Source organism: Caulobacter flavus (assembly GCF_003722335.1).
Classification (GTDB): Bacteria; Pseudomonadota; Alphaproteobacteria; order Caulobacterales; family Caulobacteraceae; genus Caulobacter; species Caulobacter flavus.
Genome location: NZ_CP026100.1, coordinates 494,236 through 519,888, shown reverse-complemented (window position 1 = coordinate 519,888; position 25,653 = coordinate 494,236). Strand labels below are relative to the sequence as shown.

Annotated in this window: 17 protein-coding genes and 1 pseudogene; 10 read left to right on the top strand and 8 right to left on the bottom strand. The window is 64.6% G+C overall.

The window, feature by feature from the left end; translation table 11 throughout:
• Positions 1 to 3: 3 nt before the first annotated feature.
• Both C1707_RS02465 and C1707_RS02460 read left to right on the top strand, forming a co-directional pair.
• A complete protein-coding gene (locus C1707_RS02465) occupies positions 4 to 1,905 on the top strand; it encodes a peptide MFS transporter (RefSeq protein WP_101711684.1) in 1,902 nt (633 codons plus the stop codon).
• A 207-nt stretch (positions 1,906 to 2,112) separates the two neighbouring features.
• The gene (locus tag C1707_RS02460; RefSeq protein WP_101711685.1) at positions 2,113 to 3,867 is read left to right on the top strand and encodes a flavin monoamine oxidase family protein; all 1,755 of its coding nucleotides are present in this window, start codon (positions 2,113 to 2,115) and stop codon (positions 3,865 to 3,867) included.
• A gap of 4 nt (positions 3,868 to 3,871) precedes the next feature.
• On the opposite strand, the gene C1707_RS02455 is transcribed toward C1707_RS02460, so the two are convergent.
• From C1707_RS02455 to C1707_RS02445, 3 genes and pseudogenes are all read right to left on the bottom strand, one after another.
• The gene (locus tag C1707_RS02455) at positions 3,872 to 5,584 is read right to left on the bottom strand and encodes an AmpG family muropeptide MFS transporter (protein ID WP_101711686.1); all 1,713 of its coding nucleotides are present in this window, start codon (positions 5,582 to 5,584) and stop codon (positions 3,872 to 3,874) included.
• 39 nt (positions 5,585 to 5,623) lie between these two features.
• Positions 5,624 to 7,174 carry a response regulator gene (locus C1707_RS02450; protein ID WP_101711687.1) on the bottom strand — a complete coding sequence of 517 codons (1,551 nt, stop codon included), beginning with the start codon at positions 7,172 to 7,174 and terminating at the stop codon, positions 5,624 to 5,626.
• A gap of 214 nt (positions 7,175 to 7,388) precedes the next feature.
• A pseudogene (locus C1707_RS02445) lies at positions 7,389 to 8,096 on the bottom strand (ATP-binding protein); the annotation flags it as partial.
• 138 nt (positions 8,097 to 8,234) lie between these two features.
• Here C1707_RS02445 and C1707_RS02440 point away from each other — a divergent pair.
• The 4 genes from C1707_RS02440 to C1707_RS02425 are packed head-to-tail and all read left to right on the top strand — an operon-like array spanning position 8,235 to position 12,919.
• Entirely contained in the window at positions 8,235 to 8,930 is a 696-nt protein-coding gene (locus tag C1707_RS02440) for a TnsA endonuclease N-terminal domain-containing protein (RefSeq protein ID WP_164467258.1), read from the top strand.
• Positions 8,917 to 10,848, top strand: coding sequence for a Mu transposase C-terminal domain-containing protein (locus C1707_RS02435; RefSeq protein ID WP_145998303.1), 1,932 nt, complete (start codon positions 8,917 to 8,919; stop codon positions 10,846 to 10,848). Before C1707_RS02440 ends, C1707_RS02435 begins: the two co-directional genes overlap by 14 nt.
• A 5-nt stretch (positions 10,849 to 10,853) precedes the next feature.
• Entirely contained in the window at positions 10,854 to 11,756 is a 903-nt protein-coding gene (locus C1707_RS02430; protein ID WP_164467257.1) for a TniB family NTP-binding protein, read from the top strand.
• Positions 11,753 to 12,919: a TniQ family protein gene (locus tag C1707_RS02425; RefSeq protein ID WP_101711691.1), complete on the top strand. Its 1,167-nt coding sequence runs from the start codon at positions 11,753 to 11,755 to the stop codon at positions 12,917 to 12,919. Before C1707_RS02430 ends, C1707_RS02425 begins: the two co-directional genes overlap by 4 nt.
• Before the next feature lie 40 nt (positions 12,920 to 12,959).
• Here the strand turns inward: C1707_RS02425 and C1707_RS02420 are convergent, their stop codons facing one another.
• The 3 genes from C1707_RS02420 to C1707_RS02410 all read right to left on the bottom strand — a co-directional run bounded on the left by C1707_RS02420 (position 12,960) and on the right by C1707_RS02410 (position 17,691).
• Positions 12,960 to 14,375, bottom strand: coding sequence for a hypothetical protein (locus tag C1707_RS02420; protein WP_101711692.1), 1,416 nt, complete (start codon positions 14,373 to 14,375; stop codon positions 12,960 to 12,962).
• A gap of 439 nt (positions 14,376 to 14,814) precedes the next feature.
• Complete coding sequence (locus tag C1707_RS02415) at positions 14,815 to 16,443, bottom strand: ATP-binding protein (protein WP_164467256.1); 1,629 nt, start codon at positions 16,441 to 16,443, stop codon at positions 14,815 to 14,817.
• An 81-nt stretch (positions 16,444 to 16,524) separates the two neighbouring features.
• Positions 16,525 to 17,691 carry a DNA cytosine methyltransferase gene (locus C1707_RS02410; protein WP_101711694.1) on the bottom strand — a complete coding sequence of 389 codons (1,167 nt, stop codon included), beginning with the start codon at positions 17,689 to 17,691 and terminating at the stop codon, positions 16,525 to 16,527.
• Between the two features lie 114 nt (positions 17,692 to 17,805).
• Between C1707_RS02410 and C1707_RS02405 the strand changes: the two genes are divergently transcribed.
• The 3 genes from C1707_RS02405 (at position 17,806) to C1707_RS02395 (ending at position 22,013) form a co-directional block, all read left to right on the top strand.
• Complete coding sequence (locus tag C1707_RS02405) at positions 17,806 to 18,210, top strand: very short patch repair endonuclease (protein WP_101711695.1); 405 nt, start codon at positions 17,806 to 17,808, stop codon at positions 18,208 to 18,210.
• Positions 18,211 to 18,685: 475 nt separating this feature from the next.
• Complete coding sequence (locus C1707_RS02400) at positions 18,686 to 19,681, top strand: hypothetical protein (protein ID WP_101711696.1); 996 nt, start codon at positions 18,686 to 18,688, stop codon at positions 19,679 to 19,681.
• Positions 19,671 to 22,013, top strand: coding sequence for a hypothetical protein (locus C1707_RS02395; RefSeq protein WP_101711697.1), 2,343 nt, complete (start codon positions 19,671 to 19,673; stop codon positions 22,011 to 22,013). Before C1707_RS02400 ends, C1707_RS02395 begins: the two co-directional genes overlap by 11 nt.
• 77 nt (positions 22,014 to 22,090) lie before the next feature.
• Here C1707_RS02395 and C1707_RS02390 read toward each other — a convergent pair whose 3' ends face one another.
• Positions 22,091 to 22,498: a thermonuclease family protein gene (locus C1707_RS02390; RefSeq protein ID WP_101711698.1), complete on the bottom strand. Its 408-nt coding sequence runs from the start codon at positions 22,496 to 22,498 to the stop codon at positions 22,091 to 22,093.
• 105 nt (positions 22,499 to 22,603) lie between these two features.
• On the opposite strand from C1707_RS02390, the gene C1707_RS26555 reads away from it, so the two are divergent.
• Positions 22,604 to 24,595 (top strand): hypothetical protein, encoded by a 1,992-nt coding sequence (locus C1707_RS26555; RefSeq protein WP_240633848.1) that lies wholly within the window; start codon positions 22,604 to 22,606, stop codon positions 24,593 to 24,595.
• 89 nt (positions 24,596 to 24,684) lie between these two features.
• On the opposite strand, the gene C1707_RS02380 is transcribed toward C1707_RS26555, so the two are convergent.
• Positions 24,685 to 25,581, bottom strand: a complete 897-nt coding sequence (locus tag C1707_RS02380) for an ATP-binding protein (protein ID WP_276310651.1) — start codon at positions 25,579 to 25,581, stop codon at positions 24,685 to 24,687.
• Positions 25,582 to 25,653: the final 72 nt, after the last annotated feature.

Below are 25,653 nucleotides of genomic sequence, written 5' to 3'. Positions count from 1 at the left end.
CGAATGAATAGCATTGTCGTAGTCGCCGGCATTCTCGTCACATTGGTGACGGGCCTGCCGGTTTTCATGCAGCTCATCAAGGAACACCCGAAGGGGTTGATCATCCTGTTCTTCGCCGAGATGTGGGAGCGGTTCTCCTACTACGGCATGCGGGCGATCCTGATCTTCTATCTGACGCAGCACTTCCTTTTCGACCCGAAAGTCGCCAACGGGCACTACGGCTCCTACACCTCTCTCGTCTATCTGCTGCCGCTGATCGGCGGCTTCCTGGCCGACAAGTGGCTGGGCACCCGCAAGGCCGTGGCCTTCGGCGCCATCCTGCTGGTCGCCGGCCACCTGGCCATGGCGGTGGAAGGCAAGCCCGCCACCCAGACCCTGACCTATGCCGGCCAGACCTATCAGTTCCAGGCCGAGGGCCGGGGCGGCGACCGCGTCGCCAAGCTGGTGGTCGCGGGCCAGCCCTACGACGTCTCGGCCACCAAGGCCGGCGACTTCGAGATCAAGAACCTGCCGGCCGCCTCGCCGATCCCCGCCGTGCTGCCCAAGGGCCAGTACAGCCTGGGCGTCGAGGGCCGTGACCCGACCTATCTGAACATCTTCTGGCTGGCCCTGTCGCTGATCATCGTCGGCGTCGGCTTCCTCAAGCCCAACATCTCGACCATCGTCGGCCAGCTCTATCCGCAGGGCGATCCGCGTCGCGACCCGGGCTTCACCCTCTACTACTACGGCATCAACCTCGGCTCGTTCTGGGCCTCGATCCTCTGCGGCCTGCTGGGCATCAAGGTCGGCTGGTGGGCGGGCTTCGGCCTCGCAGGCCTTGGCATGCTGGCCGGCTTCGTCGTCTTCGTGCTGGGCAAGCCCTGGCTGCTGGGCAAGGGCGAGGCGCCCGAGCCCAAGAAGCTGAAGGAGAAGGTCGCCGGTCCGCTGACCCGCGAGCACGCGATCTACGCCCTGTCGCTGGTCGGCGTGCTGGGCGTGTTCTTCCTGGTCCAGCGCAGCGCCATCGTCGGCGTGACGCTGGTGGCGGGCATGATCGGCTCGATCGGCTACGTGCTGTGGTTCATGTTCACCAAGGTCCAGAAGGTCGAGCGCGAGCGCCTGGCCCTGGCCATGTTCCTGATCTTCGGCGCGGTGGTGTTCTGGACCCTGTTCGAGCAGGCCGGCTCGTCGCTGAACCTGTTCGCGGCGACCAACGTCAATCTCAACCTGACCTCGGAGGCCGTGCGCTGGTTCGGCGGCGCGGTGACCTTCGCCACCCCGGCCCAGCTGGCCGCCGCCTCCATCGACCCGGCCAAGACGCTGTGGATCGACTCCAGCTTCAACGCTGCCCAGACCCAGGCCCTGAACGCGGGCTGGATCCTGATCTTCGCCCCGGTGTTCGCCGCGCTGTGGACCTTCCTGGGCCGTCGCGACAAGGATCCGAACCCGGTCGTGAAGTTCGGCCTGGCCCTGCTCCAGGTCGGCCTCGGCTTCCTGGTGCTGCAGTGGGGCTCGACCTTCGCCGACGGCGCCTTCCGCATGCCGCTGTTCTTCCTGGTGCTGATGTACATGCTGCACACCACCGGCGAGCTGTGCATGTCGCCCGTGGGCCTGTCGCAGATGACCAAGCTGTCGCCGGCCTCGATGGTGTCGTTCATCATGGCCGTGTGGTTCATGGCCGTGGCCATCGCCCAGTACGTCGGCGGCTTCATCGCCGGCCTGACCACGGTCGAGACCGTCGGCGGCCAGGTGCTGGACCCCGAGGCGGCGCTGCGCACCTCGCTGCAGGTGTTCAACGTCATCGGCCTGATCGCCGCGGCGATCGGGGTGATCTTCCTGGTGCTGTCGCCCTTCCTCAAGAAGTGGTCGCATGGCGCCGACGAGCATCACGCCGCCCCGACCGACACCGCCACGGTCGCCGACTGATCCTCGGCGACCCAGACTGAAGACGAAGGCCCCGGAGCGATCCGGGGCCTTTTTCTTTTTTACTCTTCCCCCGCAGGCGGGGGAGGAGAGGCGTTGCTGCTTTTCTTTCGCCGCTGTCGGGTTTCGCACAGTCGTCCGTTCTTCAGCCGCGCGAAGTGTCGGCGATGCACGTCAGGGTCGCGTCCGCGGCCGAACGGGGAGACGGCCATGGGAACGACCTACACGATCTTCGGCGCGGGGCCGGCCGGGCTCTACACCGCCTGGCGGCTGGTCACCGGCGGCAAGGCGGCCGCGGGCGACGTGATCCAGCTCTACGAGTGGGGCGACTACGCCTTCGACGGTCCCGGCTCGGGCACGCGCCTGCCGGCCGGCCGCATCGTCACCCACTTCTGCAACGACGATCCGCGCCAGTCCTATATCGAGGCCGGCGGCATGCGCTTCATCCAGTGGGACGCGGCCAAGAGCGAAGGCCACCAGCTGGTGACCCTGACCATCGAGGCGCTGGGCCTCGCCGGCAAGATCATCGACTTCAACACCACCGACAATCCGCTGCTGTTCCTGCGCGAGGAGCACATCTACCAGGATCAACTGGCGACCCACCCCGCGCCCTACAACACGCCGGGCAACAACGAGCAGCCGGCCGCCACCCTGTTCTCGAACATCTCGGCGCTGATCACCGGCAAGGCCCCGGTCTCGACCCGCTCGCAGCAGTGCGCCTTCTACGGCTCGGGCCGGCTGCCGGCGACCTTCAACTCGTTCGTCTATCCGCCGGGCTCGATCGCCGGCAACATCGGCTACTGGAACATCTTCTACGACCAGGCCGGCAACGAGGGCTACGAGTACGCCGCCGACGCTGGCGGCTACACCTCCAACGTCATCAACTGGAACGCCGCCAACGCCGCCGTCTACAACGGCGAGTTCGCGCCCGGCGGGGCGTTCAAGACCCTCAGCGGCGGCTACTCGCAGGTCTTCGTCGAGCTCTATCAGCAGACCAGGGCCGCCGCCGCCAAGGCCGGCGTGACCTTCGAGCTGACCCAGCGCACCCGCCTGCACTCGATCTGGCTGGAGGGCGAGACGGTCAACTATCGTCTGGCCAGCGCCGAGACGCCGTTCAAGGGCGGCGCGGTGCAGACCACGCCGAACGCCTTCCTGGCCATGCCGCCGGCCTCGCTGGACCTGGTGGCCGAGGCCACCCAGTACGCCGACATGCCCGCCGGCACGCTCGACATCCTCAACGCCGAGGGCGTGCAGCTCTATATCGACGGCGTCATCCGTCAGCCGTCGATGCGGGTGATGCTGTTCTTCGACCGTCCGTGGTGGAACGACCCGAGCGTGCCCTATCCGCCCAGCCTGACGGGCAAGCCCAACACCTTCGGTCCGACCATCACCGACCTGCCGCTGCGCCAGGTCTACTACTTCGGGAACAACAGCGACGGCGCGGAAAACCCCGCCTACGGCGTCCTCGCCTCGTACGACGACATGCAGTACGTGCAGTTCTGGCAGGAGCTGGAGGTCGACGTCACCGAGCGCCGCAAGGTTCCGATCGACCAGGATCACCAGGTGCTGTTCGGCCCGCGCAAGGCCACCGACACCATGATCCGCATGGTGCTGCTGGAACTGGCCAAGGTGCACTGGGGGGATCCGAACGCCGCCCACCAGATCCCCTGGCCGGTCGAGGCGATCTTCAACGACTTCTCGCTGAACCCGTTCGGCGCCGGCTATCACGCCTGGGCCGCGCATTACGACATCTGCGACGTGATGCAGAAGATCCGCCAACCGACGGGCCTCGTGCCCGGCGCCGCCAGCGCGAACCTGTTCATCATCGGCGAGGCCTATTCCAACGACCAGGCCTGGGTCGAGGGCGCCTTCTGCACGGCGGAGTCGGTGCTGGTCGACTACTACGGCATGACCACCATCGCCGACACGACCAACTATCCGCTGATCTGCGCCTGCGGGGACTGAGGGGTCAGGCGGCGGCTTCGGCCGCCGCCTTGGCCGCCTGCACCTTGGGCTGGCGGGCCGCGACCATGAACGACAGCACGATCGCCGCCACCCCGATCAGGGCGGTGTAGATGAAGAAAGCCACGTAGCCCGCGCCCATCGCCTGACCGCTGACGCCCAGCTTGGCGCCGGCCGCGGCGAAGGTCTCGGGCGGGGTGCGGGCGAACAGGCCCTTCAGCGCCGCCATCGGGCCGCCGTGCTCGGCGGCGGCGGCCGAGGCCTCGACGATGCGGCCCGACTGCGAGGCCACCAGCTTGCCCGGCAGGGCGTAGAGCGACGTGAAGAGCGCGTACTGGGTGGCCGTGAAGCCGGCCGTGGTCAGGCTCGACATGTAGGCGATCAGCGCCGTGCCGGCGATGCCGCCGCAGATGTTGTCCAGGCAGATGCTGGTGAACAGCATCGGCACGCTGTGGCCGCTGACGGCGAGCACGGCGAAGCCGAGGTTGCTGATCGGCTGGGCGAAGGCCCCGATGATCAGGGCCTTCATCAGGCCGAAGCGGGCGACGATCACCCCGCCCAGGAACACGCCGATCATCGAGGCGATGATGCCGAACACCTTGCGGATCTCGGCGATCTCGGTGAGCGAGAAACCCATGTCCCGGTAGAACGGGTTCATGATGTTGAGCACGAAGTCCGACACCCGGTAGATGCAGATCGCCGCCAGGATCAGGCCGGCCACGCCCGAGAAGCGGGTCATGAAGTCCTTCAGCGGCGAACCGAGCGCCGTCGACAGGTAGACGCCGGGCTTGGTGCGGACACCCGGAATCGGCCAGGCGGCCAGCACGATGACGCCCAGGCCCGTCAGCGCGCCCAGCATCTGCAGCCAGACGCCGTTGGGCTTGGCCTTCCAGGCCTCGGCCAGGGTCTCCCCGCCGACGATCTTCGACAGCAGGTCGGCGTCGCCGGCCAGGCCCGAGCCCAGGATCAGGGCGCCCAGGGCGATGATCGCCAGGCGAGCCAGCCATTCGACGACCACCAGGGCCTGGGGCTGGGCGACGTCGTCGGCATGGATCGGGCGGATGGTGTGGGCGGCCTCGCGCGGCGCCCACAGGGTGGCGCCGACGCCGATCAGCACGGCCAGCGCCATAAGCGCGTAGGAGAAGTTCCAGCCGAAGCGTTCGGCCAGGAGCAGCGGCACGGCGCCGGCCACGACCATCGCCCCGCGATAGCCCCACTGCACGGCCACGGCCATCGGGCCCTGGCGCTCGGCGTCGGCCACCTCGATGCGCCAGGCGTCGATGACGATGTCCTGGCTGGCGGTCATGAAGCCGGTCAGCACGGCCAGAGCGGCCAGGAGGCCAAGGTTGGTGGCCGGGTTCAGGGTCGAGATCGCCCACAGGCCGGCCATGATCCCGGCCTGGCAGACCAGCATCCAGGCGCGGCGATGACCCAGCAGGTCGTGCAGGATCGGGATCTTCGTCCGGTCGATCAGCGGGGCCCACAGGAACTTCAGCGAGAACGACAGGGTGGCCAGGCTGAAGAAGCCGATCACCGCCAGCGACAGGCCCGCGTCCCGCAGCCACAGCGACAGGGTGTCGAAGATCAGCATGTAGGGCAGGCCCGACGCGAAGCCGAGGCCCAGCAGGGCCAGGGCGCGGCGCTCACCGAACACGGCCAGCGCGCCGGCCAGGCTCTTCTTCGGCGGAGCCGTGGCGTCGCTCTTGCTCTGCTCGGTCATGCGGTGCTCCCCCGAAGGACGAGGGGAACCGCCCGCCCGTCAGCCGGCGACCTTGGCGCGCGTCGCGTCGTTCGTCCAGCGGCGCGGGCGGTCGGGGCCGGTCCAGCGCGAGAGGGCCTCGCGCAGGGCCGCGGGGGTCAGGGGTTTGACGAGAAAGTCGTCCATGCCGGCCGTCAGGCACTGGCGGCGGTCCTCGTCGAAGGCGTCGGCGGTCAGGGCCAGGATCGGGGTGTCGACGCCCTTGGCGCGGACCGCGCGGGTGGCTTCCAGGCCGTTGAGGCCCGGCATGCGCAGATCCATGAACACCAGGTCGTAGGTTCCGCGCGACAGGGCGGCCACGGCCTCGTCGCCGCTGGCGATGCGGTCGACGGTGCAGCCCTCGCGCTCCAGCAGGGTGCGGGCCAGGAGGGCGTTGATCGGATTGTCCTCGGCCAGCAGCACGCGGGCGCCGGGGGCGGCGGCCGGCGCGATGCGGTCGTCCTCGGCCTCGGCCGGCGCGGCCAGGGCCTCCAGCGTCGCGTCGATCGGCTTGGCGGCCAGCACGCGGGTCACCAGCGAGGCGCGGCGCAGCGGCTTGATCAGGTAGCCCGAGAAGCCGGCCTTGGAGAGATTGGGGATCAGGTCGCGCTGGTCGGGGGTCAGCAGGGCCACGGCGGCGCGGCCGGCCGGGGCGGCCAGCGGGCGATCGGGACCGGCCAGGGCCGCGTCGACCAGCAGCACGGTCTGGTCCGGCAGGCTCTCGACCTTGTCGAGGCCGGCCAGATTCCGCACCCAGGCGCCGCTGGCGATGGCCTGAGCGCCCACGGCTTCGCGGACCACGGGGTTGGGCGAGACGACGGCGACGAACCGGCCTTCCAGCGGCGGGGCGGGAGGGGCTTCGGCGCAGCGCTCGAACGGGGCCTCGAACCAGAAGTCTGCGCCGCCGACGCCGTCTCCGATGGCGGCTTCACCGACCCCGGCCTCGCCCTCCATGGCGGCGGCCAGGCGGGCGACGATGGCCAGGCCCAGGCCCGCGCCGCCCAGCTGGGCCTGGTGCGACGGGTCGGTCTGGACGAAGGCCTCGAAGATCTTCTCGCGGGCTTCGGGGGCGACGCCCGGGCCGGTGTCGGCGACCGAGAAGCGCACGCGGCCGTTCCCGGCGTCGCGGGCGCTGATCAGCACGCCGCCCTTTTCGGTGAACTTCACGGCGTTGCCGGCGAAGTTCAGCAACACCTGGCGCAGGCGGCCCTCGTCGGCCAGCAGCGGCGGCAGGCCGCGCTCGACGGCCCAGGCGATCTCGACGCCCTTCTCGTGGGCGCGGGGGCTCATCAGCTCGGCCACCTGGCGCAGCAGGTCCTCGGGCGCGACGGGGGCCAGGTGCAGCTCCAGCGCCGTGGCGCCCAGGCGCGCGAAGTCCAGCACGTCGTTGACCAGGCTCAGCAGGTGGTCGCCGCTCTCGCGCAGGGCGGCGACATAGGAGCGCTGCTCGGCGGTGAGGCGGGTGTTTTCCAAGAGGCGCGCCATGCCCAGCACCCCGTTCAGGGGCGTGCGGAACTCGTGGCTCAAGGTGGCCAGCTGTTCGGCGGAGACGGCGTCGCGAGGCTTGGTCATGGCGAGGAGCTTAGCGGCCGCGGGTTAAGGGGCGGTGAGGGCGGCGGAGCTTTCGGGGGCTCCTAGGTCGCTCCGGCATGGAACCTCCCCCTGTGGGGGGAGGCGATCGCGTAGCGATCGGTGGGGGAACGGGCGGGACGTCGGCCAGCGCCTCGGAAGCTGAAAACTCCCCCTCCGTCGCCTTCGGCGACACCTCCCCCAGAGGGGGAGGATCTCAGACCACGCCTTCCATCTCGCCCGGCGCCGAGGTCCGGCGGTGGGCCAGGGCCTCGGCCACGTGCACCCGCTTGACCGAGGCCGCCCCTTCCAGGTCGGCGATGGTGCGGGCCAGGCGCAGGGTGCGGGTCCAGCCCCGGGCGCTGATCCGACCGGCCTCGGCGGCGCGGGTCAGCAGGGCGCGGCCCGCCTCGTCGAGGGCGCAGACGCGGTCGAGCAGTTCGCCCTCGGCCCGGCCGTTCAGCGTTTCCGGCGTGCCCGGCATCAGGTCCTCGGCCCGCTCGGCCTGCAGGCGGCGGGCGGTCGCGACGCGGGCGGCGACCTCGGCCGAGCCCTCGCTGCAGGGCGGCAGGGCCAGGTCGGCGGCGGTGACGGCGGGCATGTCGACGGCCAGGTCGATGCGGTCCATCAGCGGGCCCGACACCCGGCCCTGGTAGTCGCGGATGCAGCGCGGAGCCTTGCCGCAAGCCCCGCGACCGGCCCCGCCGTGGCCGCAGCGGCAGGGGTTCATGGCCGCCACCAGCTGCACCCGGGCCGGATAGCGGATGTGGGCGTTGGCGCGGGCGACCATCACCTCGCCGGTCTCCAGCGGCGCGCGCAGGCTGTCCAGCGCCTGGACGCCGAACTCGGGCAGCTCGTCGAGGAACAGCACGCCGTTGTGGGCCAGCGACACCTCGCCCGGCTTGGCCCGGATGCCGCCGCCGGTGTGAATTCTCGGAGATAATGAGATGAAGTCCCGGTTTGTTCACCCCCGCTGCATGCTTTTGGTGCCGATTGGTTTTCATAGAAAACGAGATATGTTCGGCATTTATCGGAGAAAATGCGAGATGATCGGAGCTTGTCGATGACCCGTATCATCCCGCCTAGCCACCGATCGATCACCGGCTCGCTGCCGACGCGGTTTCCCGTTCGTCAGCTTCACTACGAGTCGAAGCTCGAGCGCGACTTCCTCATCCTGCTGGAAATTGAGCCCGGCCTGGAAACCATAGCCACCCAGCCCGTCACGCTGGATCTCGTGATAGAGGGGCGTCGTCGTCGCTACACCCCTGATGTTATGGCGACCTGGTGGGAAGACGCTCTTCTTCCCTATGGCCGGGCCCAAGTCGTGTTCGAGGTGAAGCCATATTCGATCCTCAAGCGTGATTACGCCGACCTGGCGCCGAAGTATCACGCTGCTCGACAGCATCTCGCCGCTCAGGGCATCGGCTTTCGCGTAGTCACGGACCGAACCATCTACTGCACTAGGCAGGCCAACGCAGTGCTCCTGGGCCCGGCGATGCGCCGCCCGCTCTCATCAGATATCATGACGACGGTTCGCGCGATCATGACCTATCCGGGCGTTCCTCATCGCACCTTCGGCGAGGTCAAGAAGCTCCTCATGGCGGATGGCCTTCTACGAGATACCGCCCATCAAGCCCTGCTCCACCTCCTAGGGATTGGCTACCTGGTCGCTGACCTCTCGCTTGTCATATCCGACACCACGCAGATGCGATGGTGGACCCACCTCGTCGCCGAGGAGGCGCTCGTTGAAGACAGCTAGCTATTCAGTCGGCGAAGAGCTCGTGGTCGGCGGCCGCGTCGGCCGGTTCATGCGGATCATCGATTTCGACCGCTATCTGGTGCGCTTTGACGGTGGAGACACGCGCGTCGTGACATCCGCCGAGATCGGGCTGGAGCCAACGCGGCTTCCGCCGCGCCAGTTCGACGACTGTACTCCCGAGGAGATCAACGAGGCCTTCCGCTGGAAAGATGTGCTGGCGCCGCTTCTCGATGGCTTGGTCGAGCGTGGCGGTAAGGACGCTTTTGTCACTAAAGCCGCCAAGGCCTTGGGTGTCGGCCGAGCGACGGTGTACCGACGCATTGACCAATGGAATGGTGACCCGATCAGCTTGCTGCCAGGAAAAAGGTCCGGCGGCGTTGGTCAATCCAGGCTCGGGGACGAGCGGTCGGCGCTGCTGGCCCACCTCATCGAAAAGCAGTACCTCAATCGTAAACAGCGCAACGTCTATGAGTTCTACAAAGATTTTGTAGAACCTGCGTTCAAGGACGCGAGACTAGGCCTTCCCGGTATCGCAACCGTTTATCGTCATGTCGCCAACGTCGATCCGGTCCTGGCCGTGGAGCGACGGCTTGGTAAGCGCGCGGCTCGCGATGCCAGGGCCAAGTTGATGGGCAAGTTCCCGTTTGGCACCGAACCGCTGTCCTGCGTTCAGATCGACTATTGGCCCTACGACGTAGAGATCGTCGACGACGTGTATCGCCTGCCGATCGGGCGGCCGTGGTTGGCGATGGTGATCGACACGCACACCTGTATGCCCTGTGGCTTCACGCTCACCCTGGATGACCCGTCCGCCAGTGTCGCCGGCGCGGCCATCTTCCATGCGATCACCCGCAAGGAGGTCTGGCTTAGAGAGGTCGGCTTTGACATGACATGGCCAGTCTGGGGGCTTCCCCAGATCGTCATGGCCGACAACGCCAAGGAGTTCCGCGGTACCATGCTGCGCCGCTTCCTCTCACAGGAGGAGCGCGAGCTGATCAACCGGCCGGTCAAACGGCCCCAGTTTGGCGCTCACATCGAGCGGTTCTTTGGAACGCTGGCCAAGAAGGTCAAATCCATCCCCGGCGCCACCGGGTCCAACGTCAAGGAGCGCCAAAGCCGGGATAGCGCCAAAACAGCCGCCCTGACGCTTCGAGACTTGGAGCTGCACCTCCTCAGCGTCCTTTGGGAATACATGAACACCGAGCATTCATCGCTCGGAGGGCTGACGCCGTTGCAAAAGTGGCGATCCTGCTTCTTTGAGGACGGCCGCCAGGTTCGAGAACTTCCCCAGGAGCCGGCCGATCTTGAACGACTCCGCATCGAACTGCTGCCGTTCAAGGAGCTAACGCTCCAGGCCTATGGCGTCAGATGGGAGCGGGTCAGTTACGATTCCGACGAACTGGTGGCTTTACGCCATCGCTACATGCGCCATCCGGGCGGCAAATTTACTGTGCGTCGGGATCCGCGCGACATCAGCCGAGCCTTCGTTTGGGACCCGGATAACAAGCGCTATCTGACTGTCCCCTATCGCCACTCCCAAGGCCTGCCGATGAGTCAGTGGGAGTTTCGTGCGGTGCGCACCGAGCTTAAGGAGCAGGGGCGTCGATCCTACACCGAGCTGGAGATTTTTGACGCCTGCAAGGAACGGCGAGAGCGACTTGCGCGCCTTGAGGAGGCCGGCAAGCTCACACGGACGACACAGCGGCAAAATCAGCGCCGGCGCAGTCAGTCTGTCGCGATCGGTAGGGAGCAGGCTGTGATCGCCGCGGCTGTGTCCACCGAGGCGGCTGAGGACTTCATGCCGATCGCACGCGACCGCCCGTCTCCTCACGATCCAGGGAGCAAGATCGTCGCACCTTCCACGGCGCCCGCCATCGATACCCGCGACGAGTATGACGACAGCGATTTGGACATCTGATGAAAATGATCGAGACCGCCGTCGATAACGCTCAGGATTATGAGCACCTGCATCCCAAGTCGCGTGAGTTGGTGAACCTCCCGGTGGAGGAGCGCATCATCAAACGATGGCGGGGTATGTGGATCAACCACAAGGCGGCTGACAACCTGGTCGCGACGCTTGACCGTTACCTGGTCACGCCGCCGTCGCTTCGACCGCGCAATCTCCTGATTTATGGAGAGTCTGGCGTTGGAAAATCGACGATCCTGGAGCGCTGGGAGAAACGTGTTCGTACTGACAACGCCAAGCGTGTCGAAGCCGAGGATTTCGATGGAGTCGGCGATTGGGCCGTTCTGCCTACGGTCCGCATTCAGACACCGCCGGCGGGCGACGAGACCAAGCTCTATAACAACTTCCTCATCGAGTTTGGCATTCGGCCGTCTCCCTCCATGGGGTTGGCGCAGAAGGAGCTGCTAGTGAGGCGGTTGATCGCGCAATGCGGGGTCAAGGTCATCCTCATGGATGAGTTTCACAATGCGTTGTCGGGCCGCTTCGATAAGCGGCTGCACTTCAATGTGCTGATCAAGAACCTTACCAACGAGACCGGCGTACCGATCGTGGCGGCGGGGACAGAGGGGGTGAAGTTGGTTTTCGAGAAGGAAGATCAACTTCTGCGCCGCTTCAACTTCGTCCAGCTCGAGCGCATGAAGATGGATGCCGAGTGGCGCAAGATACTTGGTGCCTACAATCGGTTGATCCCGCTGCGCAGGCCCAGCGACTTGGCCGAGGCAGGCCTTTCCGAGCGTCTTTATTCGCTCTCAAAGGGGGTGATTGGCGAGCTGTCCAATCTACTTCATGACGCGGCGGTCGCCGCCATCGAGACTGGCGAGGAGCGCATTACCGAGGCTGTGGTTCGGTCAGTGCGATGATCGAGGAGGCCGAGGCTGTCTTTCGTAACTGGAAGGAAAGCCCCGACCTCACCCGATCACGACCCTGGCCCTATCGGCCGGCGCCTTGGCCCGACGAGTTGCTGTCGTCTTGGTTTCTACGCGTTGCGCACGGGCTGACGCTCAAGCCCTACACCTTGGCTCATGCGACCTGGCGCTCGGTTCCGCCGCTGCTCACCCGCGACATCGACAACATGGCCGATCCGCGCATTGTCGGCGTCATGGCGGCGAAGGTCGATGTGCCGGTCCAGCGCGCCTGGGAAACCACCTTGGCCGCCTATGACGGCAAGCTCGTCGAGCGATATGCCCCCGGCGGCAGGAACGCTTGGATCCTGCAGGTGGGCGTGCGCCACCGCGTAAGAGGGCTAGGCGGCCTGCAATACTGCCCTGTTTGCTTTACCGAGCACGTCTACTTCCGTCGCGCCTGGCGCGTTGGTTTCGTTACGACCTGCCCCGACCATGGGCTGCGCTTGCTCGATCGCTGCGATCAATGCGGATCGACATTAGAGCCCCACAGATCCGCAGCGTTGCACCTCTGTCCTCGATGCGGTTTGGATCTTCGCCAAGGCAGTCTGATCCCGGCAAGCCGCCGGGTCATTGAGCTGCAACGCCGCGCGCAAAGCGTCCTGGCGCGTGGCTGGGGACATCTAGGAGGGCAGATCCTTGGCTGGAGCCACCTCTACTTCGACACCTTGCGGATCGTTGTGAAGGCTTTGTCCTTCGGTGTCCGGTCCCAAGCACTGCGCAACGCCGTCGCCCGACGTCATGGTGGAGACCCTTCATCGTTTCCCAAGGGGGCAAAGACCAGCATAGAGCAAATGTGCGTCGGTGATCGCCATCGTGTTCTCGACCTGGCCGCGCCGCTGATGAAGGCTTGGCCCGAGCGCTTGGTAGAGGCTTGCCAGGAAGCCCGAATGTGGAGGAGCTGGATCCTACACGACGCTCATGATCCGCCGTTCGTCATTGCCGACGTGATCAACGAGCACCTGACCCTTCGGTTCTACAAGCCAAGCACGCAGGAGATCGTCGCGGCCCTAGCCTATCTGCAGGGAACGGGGCGACCCGTGCTCAAGGCAGACCTCATGCGTCTCGTGGGAGACTGCCAGGAAGTGAACGCTATCTTCCAGGCCCACGCCATTCGCTGAGGGGCGTGCCCGAGCGGCGAGGTCGGCGCCCACTGGCTGGTTAGACCCCGTGATGTTGCGACGCGCCACCTTCCAGTCGTCGGACGATTTTGGCCATGTGCCGGGCATAGGTCGCCGGGTCCTCGAACCAGGCATTGGCCCGCGGAAGACGCTGCCAGGGAAGGTGCAGCGGCGCTCGCTTCCACACACCCTTGGCGACGGCATTGTGCCAAAGAAAGTCGCTGATCATTTCAGGAGGAAGCGGTTCGCCTTTTCCGACGGCGACCATGCACAGGCAGGTGTACCCGTCCTGCCCAGAAATCCGGCTTTCGCCAGTGATGGCGTCCATCACTTCAGCGTCGAGATGCTCCGCGTCAAAGATGTAGATCCAGCCTGACTGGCTCTGTAGCCGCGCCACCAGGGCGCGCCTTGGGCGACCTTCCCTGGTGAGGGACCAACCAGGTTTGCCCTTGGCATCTACGGGGTATCGCCACAGGCCATCGATGGGATCATTGCCCAGTTCGTCGGCCGGCGCGATCAAGTCGAGCTGGCGGTTGAGGTCGGTCGCCAGGCGCTGCAGGGCGATGATGGTGGAGGTGATGCGAGCCGAAGGGGGGCGTGGGGTGTCCATCTTGGCCTTGATCGCATCCTTGATGTTAATTCGGATCGAGGGCCTCTTGCCTCGCTCCGACTTCGTGCCCGGCCCGGCGGTCGTTGCGGTATCTATCTCATCGTCCAGGGCGACATGCTTGGTTTTGGCGGCGCCTGGGTCGTCGAGAAAGACGGGCGTCTGCTCGACTGTCCATTTGCCGGCAAGGCGGATCGCAGGTGAGGGGATGTTCAGGTCTTCCAGCGCCGACCAGCTCGGGCGACTTGTGATCACGCGAAGGTCGTCGCTGACGGGAGCCTTGGCTCGTAGACGCACGCGGCCGGTGCTGGTGTCGTTGAGCTCGTCATCCTCCTGGGCTTCGGTCCGGCCGGGGTAGCGCACATGGATGTGGTCGATGCCAAGGTCGTAGTCGATTGCGTGGATACGGGTGATCATCCGGCGCTTTGCGATGCGCCCATTCTCAGTTCTGGCAACCACCCAGCGATGTTCACACGACCAGGTGCTCGGCTTCTCGAAGGGAAACGGCATGAAGACGTACCGCGGCTCTCGGCCAAAACCGTTACGGCGCAAGCCCTTCACAACGCTTTCGAACGACAGGCGCAGCCCTTGATCGGCGCATATCCGCGCCGCAGCCAGGATGTCCAGCTCATCAAGGCGCCGGTGAGCGCTGATGACTAGCGACCGGGCGTCTTCACCGCGGCCCGATCGCTTCAGATTGATGATCGAACCTCGTTGGTCGGGGGTCAGCTCAATGCCGCCCTCGACCATCAGTCGAAGCCATTGACTTGTGACGCCGAAAGTCGCCCTTGCTAGCTCCAATGGGCTGACCCAGAACTTGTCACCACCAGCATCGACGACGGGAAACATCGGCATATCGATGCAGCCTGGCGCCGGATATGCCGGCGCGGGGGGCTCATCGCGCCTCCATTGATAGGCGATGGGTTGGCCAAAGGCGTCGCGTGGCCATTTCACGAGCCCCCTGATCTCCAATTGTATCCGCCGGCGAGGAGGCTGCTCAACGGGGCGTCCATCCTTCCAGACGCTTCCGACGGGGAGCAACGCCATTTGGCCAACGCCGATCCAGACGGATCTAGTAAGTGGCGTCTGCGGCGCGGTGCGGCTGTTGTCCCAGCCGGCCTCTACAAGTCCCAGCTCGCACGATGCCTCGTCTGTAAGGCTAGGAGCCCTGATCTTTCCTTGAAAAGCTACCTGCCAGGTCCGGCCATCCTTGGGGAGCGGATTCACGCGGAGTTGGGGGATGCGCTTCAGATTCAAGCCCGTCAGTCATCACAGAAAAGATATATGCCTATGAGTTTCGCTTGGGCGCTAACAGCAAAAAGCGCAGTAGCGGCAGCGTGTCATTTCTAACGATCTTCAGTTTACCGCTATCAATAAGATCGCCTTCATGCACCACGCCATTTAGTTCTCTCAAATGCTTTCCAAATTTTGTTCTGGCATTTACGCATTCACGCCGAACCTCATCGGGGAAATAGTCGTCCTGCTTGTTCAACCAATCGAGCGCATGGCGGAAGGTCGGCCTGAAACCTTTCTTTTGGGCGTCGTCAAAGGGCCTTCCTGATGCAGCTTGTTCTGCGAAGACGCTCTCGCGAACTTCGCTGTAACGTCCAGCCTTTTTGATATTTTCAAATAGTGCAGTTTCGATCAGCGATCGAAAGAGCATCGCCCCCGAGTAGCAATGCTCAATCTGCAATTTTCGCGCTTCGTAGGCCAAGGCTCTGACCTTTGGGTGGTCGAGCTCAACGGTGAGGTCGGGCAATAGCGTGGACCAATGTTCGTTGTGGTCCTCAGCCTCTGGACGCTCCTCTGATGGGGTGCCGGTCGAGTCGCTGGGCTTTCCGCTACTTCCGCGTTTGCCTTTCTTTCCGTCTTTCGGTTTGCTTGGGCTTTCGCTGTCGGTAGGACGCTCCTTGCGTGCCTTGCGGCCTTCAGTTTTGTATGCATCGGCAAATGCCTGCAGCTTTCCTTGAATCGCGCGGAAAGCCGCTGAACTGGTATCAATTGAAGATTTCTTTGTATCCCAAGGCAAAAGCTCAGCATCTTCGGATACAAAGCGGACCCAGCCGACAAAGCCATAATACTCTTGGTGCCAGTTGGCGGTCCAGCCTAGTTCAGGTTCGTGCGTAGCAATGCGAATGATGCGATCGTTGCAAACGAAGTACCAACCGTATTGATCAGTCAGGTCTGCGATCCGCTTTTTATCGTATCCGGGCTCATCGGTTAGATGATAGCCCTCGTGCATGCCGGCATCGATAAATGCCTCGCCACCATCAGGTAGGTCGAAGTGCGATGCTTGTGTCGCAACGGGGCCAGTACGGCGAAACTGGGGGCCGAAGGGCTCGACGCGGGAGCCCTGAACGGTGATCTGCAAGCCCTTGGCGATATAAAGCCCATATCGGCGGGAGAGCGATCTTAGCACGGATGTCTTCCAGGCACCGCCTGTCAGCTCCTGTCGCACGCTCGTTCGCAGATCGGAAACCCGCACCAACATCTTTGGGCTGCCCGACGAAGGCCCGCGGATCGCTTCGAGATTGCCCTCGTTACCGTCGGAAAAGCGTAGCTTTGCAGCGAAATCGCCCGTATCGGTCGAGATCGCGTAAGATTTCCCAAGGCGAAGCAGGGCGCGCTTCAGTCCAATGCCGAAGTGACCGATCCCATAGCTGTGAGAGGATAGTGATCCTGTCACAAAGGCTCTGTTGATCAGCGTATTCTGGTCAATGCCAGAGCAGTTATCAAGTAAAGAAATCGAGTCTGAAGCGAAGCGTAACGCGATCCTGTAGCCCGAATAATCTGCAGGAAGGCCGTATTTGTCTGTGGAAACGGGCGGTCGCGACAATAGCTTGTCGCGCGCGGCGTCGATGGAGTTGTCGATCAGGTCATAGATGCTCTCCAGGGTCGTGATGTCCTTGGTGAGCACGCTCTGCAGATAACTGGGATCGACCCCGCGGTTTACGGTGAAGGTCGATGGCGCAGCGAAATCGGGCTTGTCGTCGATAGGTCAGCCTCCGGTCGCGCCAGCACGTTCGCGCGAGGAATCGTTGGAAATCAATCTATGCTTTATCTCGCTAAGGAGGTGCTTTGCAACTATGGGCGAAACGCTATTGCCGATCATGCGGAAGCTGTGCCATTTCGCGTAGCTGAAGCAGAACCAGTCTGGGAAGCCCTGAAGGCGAGCTGCTTCCCGCACTGTTATGACCCTTGGTTCGGAGGGGTGGATCGGTCGCATTGACTGAAAGCTACCCTTGTCGCGGCCTGTGCCTGCTCTCAGCGTCGGGCAAAGCCCGTCCCAATCGAGGCGGGGGTAGCGGCTGATTTCTTCGGTCCGCCCTTGGGCTGTTTGCCCGAAGCGAACTTTCACCGCTTCGGTGTGAAGCGTTTCCGCTAGGCCCGACACCTCGCCATGGGCAAGTCGCTCGAGGGCCGCGCTCCAGCCGAGTTTGTCATCCGGCGCTGCGCGCATTCGCCGAGCATATGTCGAAATCCGCGGGTCGTCGGCGTCAACGATCGGGTATCTGGCCCATCCGTACTCGCCGTCCCGTTGCGGTATCGGGCTGGGCAGGTCGGCAATTGCGGCCCGAACGTCTACCTGTTCAATGCCCTTGGGCTGAAGGTCCGCCTCGGTGATCGGATTCATCTCGTTCGGATCAAAGCCAACCACAACGACCCGCTTCCTGATCGTGGCTGCTCCGAATTGAGACGCATGCACGACAAACGGTCCGACAATAGAGTACCGCTTGGGGACTGTGGCTATCGCCTCGTTGAGGCTATCGACATTGCCTTCATCCAAAAGGCCTTCAACGTTCTCCATTACAAAGAACTTGGGCTGCAACAGATTGATCTGATGAAAAAAGCGACCGATCAGCGTATTGCGCGGGTCGTCTTTTCTACGTTTTCCGATACGGCTGAAGCCCTGGCATGGAGGTCCGCCGATGACGCCGTCTGGGCGCTGGCCGGCCAAAGGGAACGCCCAGGCGGCTTCCGTCATTTCAGCCACGTCGGCCTGAAGAACCTTAGTGCCGGGGAAGTTGAGGCGATAAGCGGCTTGCAGGTCGGCGTCGATATCGACCGCTGCGATCGTCGAGAAACCTGCGAGCTCAGCGCCGAGGCCGAACCCGCCGCAGCCGCTGAAAAGGTCTACTATGGTCGGAGTAGAAGGCGTGGCCATTGAAAACCCTAAGTTTAGGGTACTATGCCAGCCTACACACCACCCGTCGATCGCTAATTGGTTAGGGGCGGCACTTTTCTCGGATTCCCCATGTAAGACAATGGGAAGCCGGGCGTGGTAGATCGCATCTCTCCCGAAAGGCGGTCATGGCTGATGGCTCGGGTTAAGGGCCAAAATACGCTGCCGGAAATAATCGTTCGCCGAATGGCCCATTCGCTCGGCTATCGCTTTCGACTGCACGTGCGTGAGCTGCCAGGCTCGCCAGACCTTGTTTTCCCCCGGCGGAGGGCCGTTGTATTTGTCCACGGTTGCTTCTGGCATCGTCATGACGGGTGCCGAAAAGCGACCTCCCCAAAGTCGCGCGAGGATTTCTGGAACGAGAAGTTCGAGCGCAATGTGGCGCGAGACAGACGGGTAAAATCCGAGCTTGAGCTCATGGGTTGGAGGGTGTTGGTCGTTTGGGAGTGCGAAACGAGAGACCCTGAAAAGCTCGCTCTCGACCTCCAGGCCTTCCTGTAGAGACGCGGAGCCTGCGTGCCGCGGTAGCGATGCGGAGCTTGGCGAGCGCCAACTGTTCAGTAGACGCACGGGTGGACCATCGCAGGAAACGCGCAGCAATGACCTCCATCGCTTCGAAGTTGTTTAGTTCCTCAATCGACGCCCGCAGCGCTTCGCGCACGAACTAGCCTCCGATTCTTCCTGACGCATCGGCCTGCCACGACCAAAACATCTTCGTCGTCGGCGCTCCCGCCTCCTGCGCGCTAGTCATTGGCGCGATCGCGCTCTAGGTTGTGGTCAAGTTTCGACGAGGATCAATGCGCAGCCAGTCTTCGAGCAGGGTGGCGACAACGCTGGTGGAGTCGCAGGCGTGATTGGTTGGGCGCTATGGAATTGGTCCGGAAGCCTGGACCGGACGGTACGCAGAGAAGCGCGCCAACATGGCCGGACAAATCTGGTCGCGCGCCAACTTCGGTACTCGTGGCCGCATCGCATCATGCGCGCGTTGCTGTCGTTCGAGAACTTTGGAAGCTTCATCGCCGCCTATGTCGCGCTCGACGTCGTGCTGGTGGTGTTCGACACGATCCTGGTCGCCAGGCTTCCGACCTGGGGCGCGCAGACCTCGGCGGACTACAAGAGCGGCGAGGCCATCATCAACGGTATCGCCAGCTTCCTGATCACCGCCCAGGTCGGCGTGCTGGGGGTGGTGTCGATCGCTCTGGCGTTGGTCACCTTGGTCGCGCAGCGCGACGCAGCCTCGACCGATGTCAGGATCTACTATCATGAGGCGCTGGCGTTCGAGATCGTCGCCAGCTGCATCGCGCTATTGGCGGTGCTTTGCGCGCAACTGGTCTGGCCGCTGCAAGCTCTCCTGCACGCGTGGCTCGGTGGTCAGACGCCGTTGGCGTTAAAGTGGGTGCTGCTCTGCGCCCATATCGTCTGGCTCATACTCAACTTAGCGGCGCTGGCCCATTTCGTCGCCACGACCTTCCGTTTTGTCCAGCAATCCTCGCGCGAGCGGATACGCCTTCGGTACACGGCCAACGTCATCATGCCCGATGACATCACCGCACGCCGCCGCATCGAGATCTATGCTAGGATTGGGGGGACGATCTCGCAGAGAGACGCGTCGCAACATGGTGCATTGGCCTGTTCGTTGCGGGTAGGTTTCCCGGCCAGCGCCGCGAGCACGGACGAGATCGCCACCGTGTTCAAGCGCCGCGTAGACGTTCACGATGTCAGGACGGTGCTGCTCGACTTGGCGTTCCGGTCATGGTCGCGACGGTGTCGCAAGGTGGCGACTAAGGCAGGTGGGGCAGCGACAGGGGTTCCACGGATGACGCCGTTGCTGGTCGTCTCGCCTATGATCGGTCGCTCCCTGTTTGGTCGGGTCGCCTGGTGCCATCGCGACGGGGGCGTGAAGCTCTCGCGCCTCGAACGCGGTCTGCTGAAGGCCGCCTTCCGGTTCAAGAGGAGCGATCATGCGCGGTGACCGCCCGACCGCGACGCAGATCCTGGAAGAGCTGGCCGACAAGGTTGTCGCGCAGATCGAGCGCGGCGCATCGGTCAGCTTCCAGGACGCCTTCGACGAAATGACCGGCTATCACCGCTTCCTGCTTGGGCTGAACGCTGTCGAGCAGGGCGAGCAAGGCCCATTCAATTACGCCATGCTGGCGGGCGGCGAGTGGGGGCCGCCTCATGAAGCCTGGATTCAGGAGTATTATCGGCTCTTTGATCGAGCCGCCGACAAGATCGCAGAGAACGGTCAGTTCTTTGAACGCTTGACGGTGACGCCCTTGCGACTGCTGCCCAGAGCAGACGAGCCAGCGCTCCCGGCGACCATGGTCGAAGCCATTCTCGATCTCGGTGCCATGGCGACGCCGGCGCTCGAGGCTTGGCGAACACGCCGCGTGACGGTCGAAAATGCCATGGACGAAGCTGCGCGTCCTAGGCTCGCGCTGGCCGGCACCGACACCAAGGCGTTTGCCGGCGCGATGATGCGCGTGGTGGGCAATTGGGAAAGCCTGCTGCAACTGGGTCCACCGGTCATTGCTTGGCGCAAGGCTCGCGAGGGTGACGCCGAGAGCGTCGCGCGCTGGGCGCGCTACGGCGACGACTGGGCCTATGTCCGCCGGCATCTGGAGAACACCGCGCTCAGCCTGACAAGAGCGGTCTGGAACGAGGACGAGATCGGCGCTTCACTCTGGCGTGACGCTCTAGTCCGTTGGGACAGGCTTCTCGAGTACAAGCTGGATGGTCGGGCCGAGTTGCGTTGGTCGCGCATCCTGAGCCCGGAGGTCCTACGATCGTCCTGGCAGGACGCTCTTGATGGCGTTGGGCCGTTGCTGTTCGACCGCATGCCCTCACCGACGCCGGAGGAACTGTTCCGTAGCCTTCTGCGCGGCGCTCACCGTGACATCGTGCTGCTGACCGCCTCGCTGCTGGTCTTCTGGACGATCAACGACAAGCAGTCCTCCGACATCGGCGCGCGCACTGCGTCGGCGCTGTTGCGCGGCGAGGTCAACGACCGGGCCAGCGCTTTCACTGCGCCAGATCGACAGTTGTCGTTCCGGGCGTTGTTCCTCGATTGCCTGCGCCTGCACCTCGTAGGCGAGCGATTCGCCGATAATGGAGCCTATGGCGGACGGCTTGACCGTCTCGTCGCGCAGATGGACCGGATGACCGAACGACGGGTCGTTCCAGGGCGCGTCTACACGCCGTCGACGCTGGACGAACGTGAGGACCTCGTTGGCGCCCAGGTGGCCATACTCGCCAGCCTCGCACCCGCTGCGGGCGATGGCGGAGTGGCCAGGGATGTCGCGGAGATCGCCGCCAACCCCGCGCTGTTGCCGGGCGATGACCGAGGTCTTCGGCGGATCCTGCGCCTTCTTGAACTCTACCGTCGGATGCTGGAGGTGCCGCCGCCGCGCTTGTCAGAGGCGATCGACGCCCTCGCGGGCGAAGAGGGTTCAGTCGAGAACAAGCTCGAACGTCTAAGAACGATTCTGGAGGCGGTGGAGCAGGCGATCGGGACGGCGAGGACACAACGCCTTCGCGCCGCGCCGATCAACAAGACTCGGATCGACCAGATCGGTCGAGAAATAGAGTCTGTGGTTCTGGCCTCGCCTACCGACGTAGGTCCCTTCATCGACGTCGCCGTCCAATCGGCTATCTGCGTTGAGCCTTCGCCACCGCGACGGGCCGAGGTCGGCGGGCTCGCCAAGGCGCACTTCGTGGATCCTCCTATGGAAGATCCGATCTCGAATCTCGAAGAGATGCTCGCCCAAGCGACCGCGAATATCAGCTTGCTAGAGGTCTTGGCCGACTTCGCGCGAAGGCCCAGGCAGCCCGTGCCGCTGAACCCTGCGGTGAGCCAACCGGCGTTCTGGCGCGAGATCGCCGATTTTGCCGCGCGGGTTGGTCCCGCGCCCGTCTTGTTGATTTCGCGCTCGGGCGAAGAGCAGGCTTTGCGCGTCTGGAGGTCCATGGGCGTCGAACGTCCAGACGGCCTCCAGATCGGGCCGATCAATGGCAGGGCCCCCGAAGGCTGGCTGGCGATCGCGACCGTCAACGGCGTCGAAGTGTTCTCAAGCGACTTGCCGGCCGGCGAAGCCTTGCTTTTTTCTCGGCGCTTGCTGGAGACGCTTATCTTCACGCGCGGCGCTGACCAGGACGGGTTTGTCGTTGCGACGTTCGAGGTGACCGACGACGACCGTGGTGTCTTCAGGACAGAGGTGCGGCCGCGACTGAAATGGGCCGATCGCCCGATTTATGCCTTCAGGGTGCCGTCGCCGGCCAGCGAGGCATCGCTTCAAGAGGATTAGTCGGCGCTGGGGGGCGGCATGAAGGAAGCGAAAGTTCGCAAGGGGGCTGATCGGCGGCGTCGCGCTGGCGCTCACGGTCAGCGCGGATCGCCCCATTGGCCGCGCCGTGCTTCCTTGGCCTGCTGCTCGGCTCGTCTGTAGACGCCTTTGCTATAGCGGCGGTATTCGGTCGCGAAACCCGAGCGAATGAGCGCGGCGTTGATGTCGGTGGTGGCGTGGGACCAACATTTGCCGACGAAACGGCCGTAACGATCGGTCTCCACCATCCGGCAGGCGACGTGCCCGCGGGTTAGCCGGATCAGCTCGTCGCGCGCCTCATAGGCGAAGGGCTCGGCCGGGGTTTGGCCGCGCTTGACCTCCGGCGCGTCGACCCCGAACAGCCGCACCCGCTCGCCATCGCAGCGAAAAGTGTCGCCGTCATGCACGGCCGGCGTGTCGCAAGCGATGATCGGCAGGGACGCGGCGAGAATGAGAGCGGCGAGCATGGACCGCTTCTAGCGGCGCCGCGCCGGACCTCAAAGTGGCAGATCTGACCCGTTCGACACGTCGCAAATGGGTGGACAAAAAGTCCGCGCTTCTGTGCGAATGACATGCCTTCTAAAAACAAAGCCGCGCCGCTCGAAAGTGCGCGCCTCTCTGCGCAACAGAGCCGAGTCACCAAGCCCAAGAGGGCCCAAAAGACCCGGCCCATTGTCGCCCGGCCAGACCCTCTTTGGACCGAATGGGAAGATCCCGGCGACTTCGCCGGTGCCCTGGGCCTTCACGTCCGCCGCCACGGCGAAACCGTCTACGCCCTTCACAAGGCGCTCGCGGCCGGCGGCGACAAGATCGACGTCCAGACCCTCTACACGTGGCAACGGCGGAAGAAGGAGCCGCGAAGCGCCTCCACCTTCCGCATCCTGACGGCGATCGAGGCCCGCTATCGGCTGCCAGAGGGCTACTTCCGCGCCAAGCTCACGCACCCGAGCCGGATGGTCACGGGCGGCGGCCTGGAAAAGCTCTCTACGGCCGAGCGCCGTCGGATCGCCTGGCACCTGCCCGACGACTTCGACCGTTTGCCCAAGGCCAAGCGCGACGAAATCCTAGATTGGGTGCGGACCGTCGTCGTGTCGGGCTCGACCGAGTACCGGCGCTACCACGCCAACGCGCAGCTCTATCGGTTCTCGTTCCGCTTCTCGGAAGGCAATTGCCCGCTGCCCATGCCACGTCCCGCCGCGCTGGCCGACCGTTTGGCTGACGGCGGCGAAATCGTCATCGGCCGGCCGCTCGGCGCCGAGCGTGCGCCGCCGGTTCTCGACGCCGAAGCCAGAGACCTACGCCTTTTTAAGACCGCCACCCTGACCACCAGCGGCAAAGGCCGTAACGGCGTCTGGAACGATGCAACGGCCGATCAGAAGATGGATCACCTTGGGCTGATGTTCGGCGCCCTGGCGGCATGTCCCGAGGGCGACTTGCGCGGCTATGGCGTACCGCTTCGCTCCTTGACCTTCGCGATGCTGCTCTTTCCGCCCGTCTGGGATTGGTACTTGCGTTGGCGCGAGACGAAGCGCGGTTTCTTCACGCGATGGGAGAGCGAGATGCTGATCGTCGTCGCCGGCCTGACGCGCGAGGGCACCGGATGGCTTCGGCAATCGCCGCACCTGGCCAGCTATCTGCGGCCGGTTGAGGGGCTGATCCGCACCGACGACGTCGAGGCGGCGCACGCCGATTGGGATGCAGTCTGCGAAGCGATGCACCGTCATGCGCTCGTTCGGACGCGCGAGATCGACCGGGTGGCGCGCGTCCATCGCGATCCGTTCGAGCCGATCCTTCCGGTTCTGGAGGCTGACAGCCCGCTTGGTGAGTACCGGAAGATCGGCGAGGAAGTACGCCGACTGCGGCCGGATCGGCGGCGGTTTCCGGTCGCAGCGGCCGAGGCGACGCGGGCCTATCTCATGCTCCGCATCGGCCTTCACCTTGGTCTTCGGCAAAAGAACCTGCGGGAGTTGTTGTTCGTCCCCCGTGGGCGCAGCGGTACGCCGGAGAAGCAGCTTGAGGGTCTGAAGCGCGGCGAAATGCGGTGGAGCGACCGCGAGGGCGGATGGGAGGTGCTTGTTCCGGCCGTGGCGTTCAAGAACGCCGGCTCGTCCTTCTTCCGCAAAAGTCCGCTGCGCCTGATCCTGCAAAACCTTGACGGCCTTTACGACGAGATCGACGTCTATCTGGCGAAGGACCGCCCGACGTTGCTGCGCGGCCGGACCGATCCACGGACGTTCTTCATCAAGACAGTGAAGACGATCAGCACCAATCCGGCATACGAGCAGCACACCTTCTACGAGGCTTGGCGCACGATCATTCAGCGCTACGGGATCTACAATCCCTACACCGGACGCGGCGCCATCGAGGGTCTTTTGCCGCACGGCCCGCACAATGTGCGCGACGTGTTGGCGACCCATGTCCTCAAGCGGACGGGCTCTTTCGAGCAGGCGAGTTACGCGATCCAGGACACGCCCGACACCATCGCCGAACACTACGGACGCTTCCTGCCGCAGGATAAGGCGGCCTTGGCGGCGCAGGTCTTGAACCAAGTCTGGACGATCTAGCGAGGCTGAGGGCGGCGCGCTGATGCGTCGCCCTTACCGGCTAAGGAGCGAACGAGGACTCAGCTAAGGCAGACATCGCGAGCCCGTTTCTAGCGGGCACCGACTGTCTCACTAACTTTGATAAATCCAATTATCTCTGAGAATTCACAGCCGGTGAGGGCGGCCATGCTGGCGCTGTGATGCGGGCTGCGGAACGGCCGGGCTCTCGTCAGGGCGCCCCTGGCGATCAGTCCGGCCACCGAATGGACCATGGAGGTCTCCAGCAGCTCCCGCGAGGTCAGGGGCGGCAGGAGGCCGGGCAGCCGCTGGGCCAGCATCGACTTGCCCGACCCAGGCGGACCGACGAACAGCAGGTTGTGGCCGCCGGCCGCGGCGATCTCCAGCGCCCGCTTGCCCTGTTCCTGGCCCTTGACGTCGCGCAGGTCCTTCGCCCGCTCGCCCTCGACCACCGGACCGGGCGAGGGGGCGCCCAGCAGTTGGCTGCCCCGGAAGTGGTTGATCAGCGCCACCAGCGAACGCGGCGCCAGGATTCGCGTGCCGCCGGCCCAGGCGGCTTCCGGCCCGCAGGCCTCGGGGCAGATCAGGCCCAGCTCCATGGCCCCCGCCGCCATGGCCGCGGGCAGGGCGCCGGCGCAGGCGACGATGCGGCCGTCCAGCGATAGTTCGCCCATGGCCGCCCAGCCGTCCAGCGCGTCGGGCGGGATCACGCCCATGACGCCGAGCAGCGCCAGGGCGATGGGCAGGTCGAAGTGGGTGCCTTCCTTGGGCAGGTCGGCGGGGGCGAGGTTGGCGACGATGCGCTTGCCCGGCATCGACAGGCCAAGACCGGCGAAGGCCCCGCGCACCCGCTCGCGGCTTTCGGCCACGGCCTTGTCAGGCAGGCCGACGACGGCGAAGGCGACCACCCCGCCCGTCAGTTGCACCTCGACGTCGACGCGGCGCGCTTCGACGCCCTCGAACGCCACCGTGACGACCTTGGCCGCCATCATTCCCCCCGAAAAACGCCCGACTTATCCACAAGCCAAGCATGGCTGCCGGCTCGGAGCAAGAACGAAAAA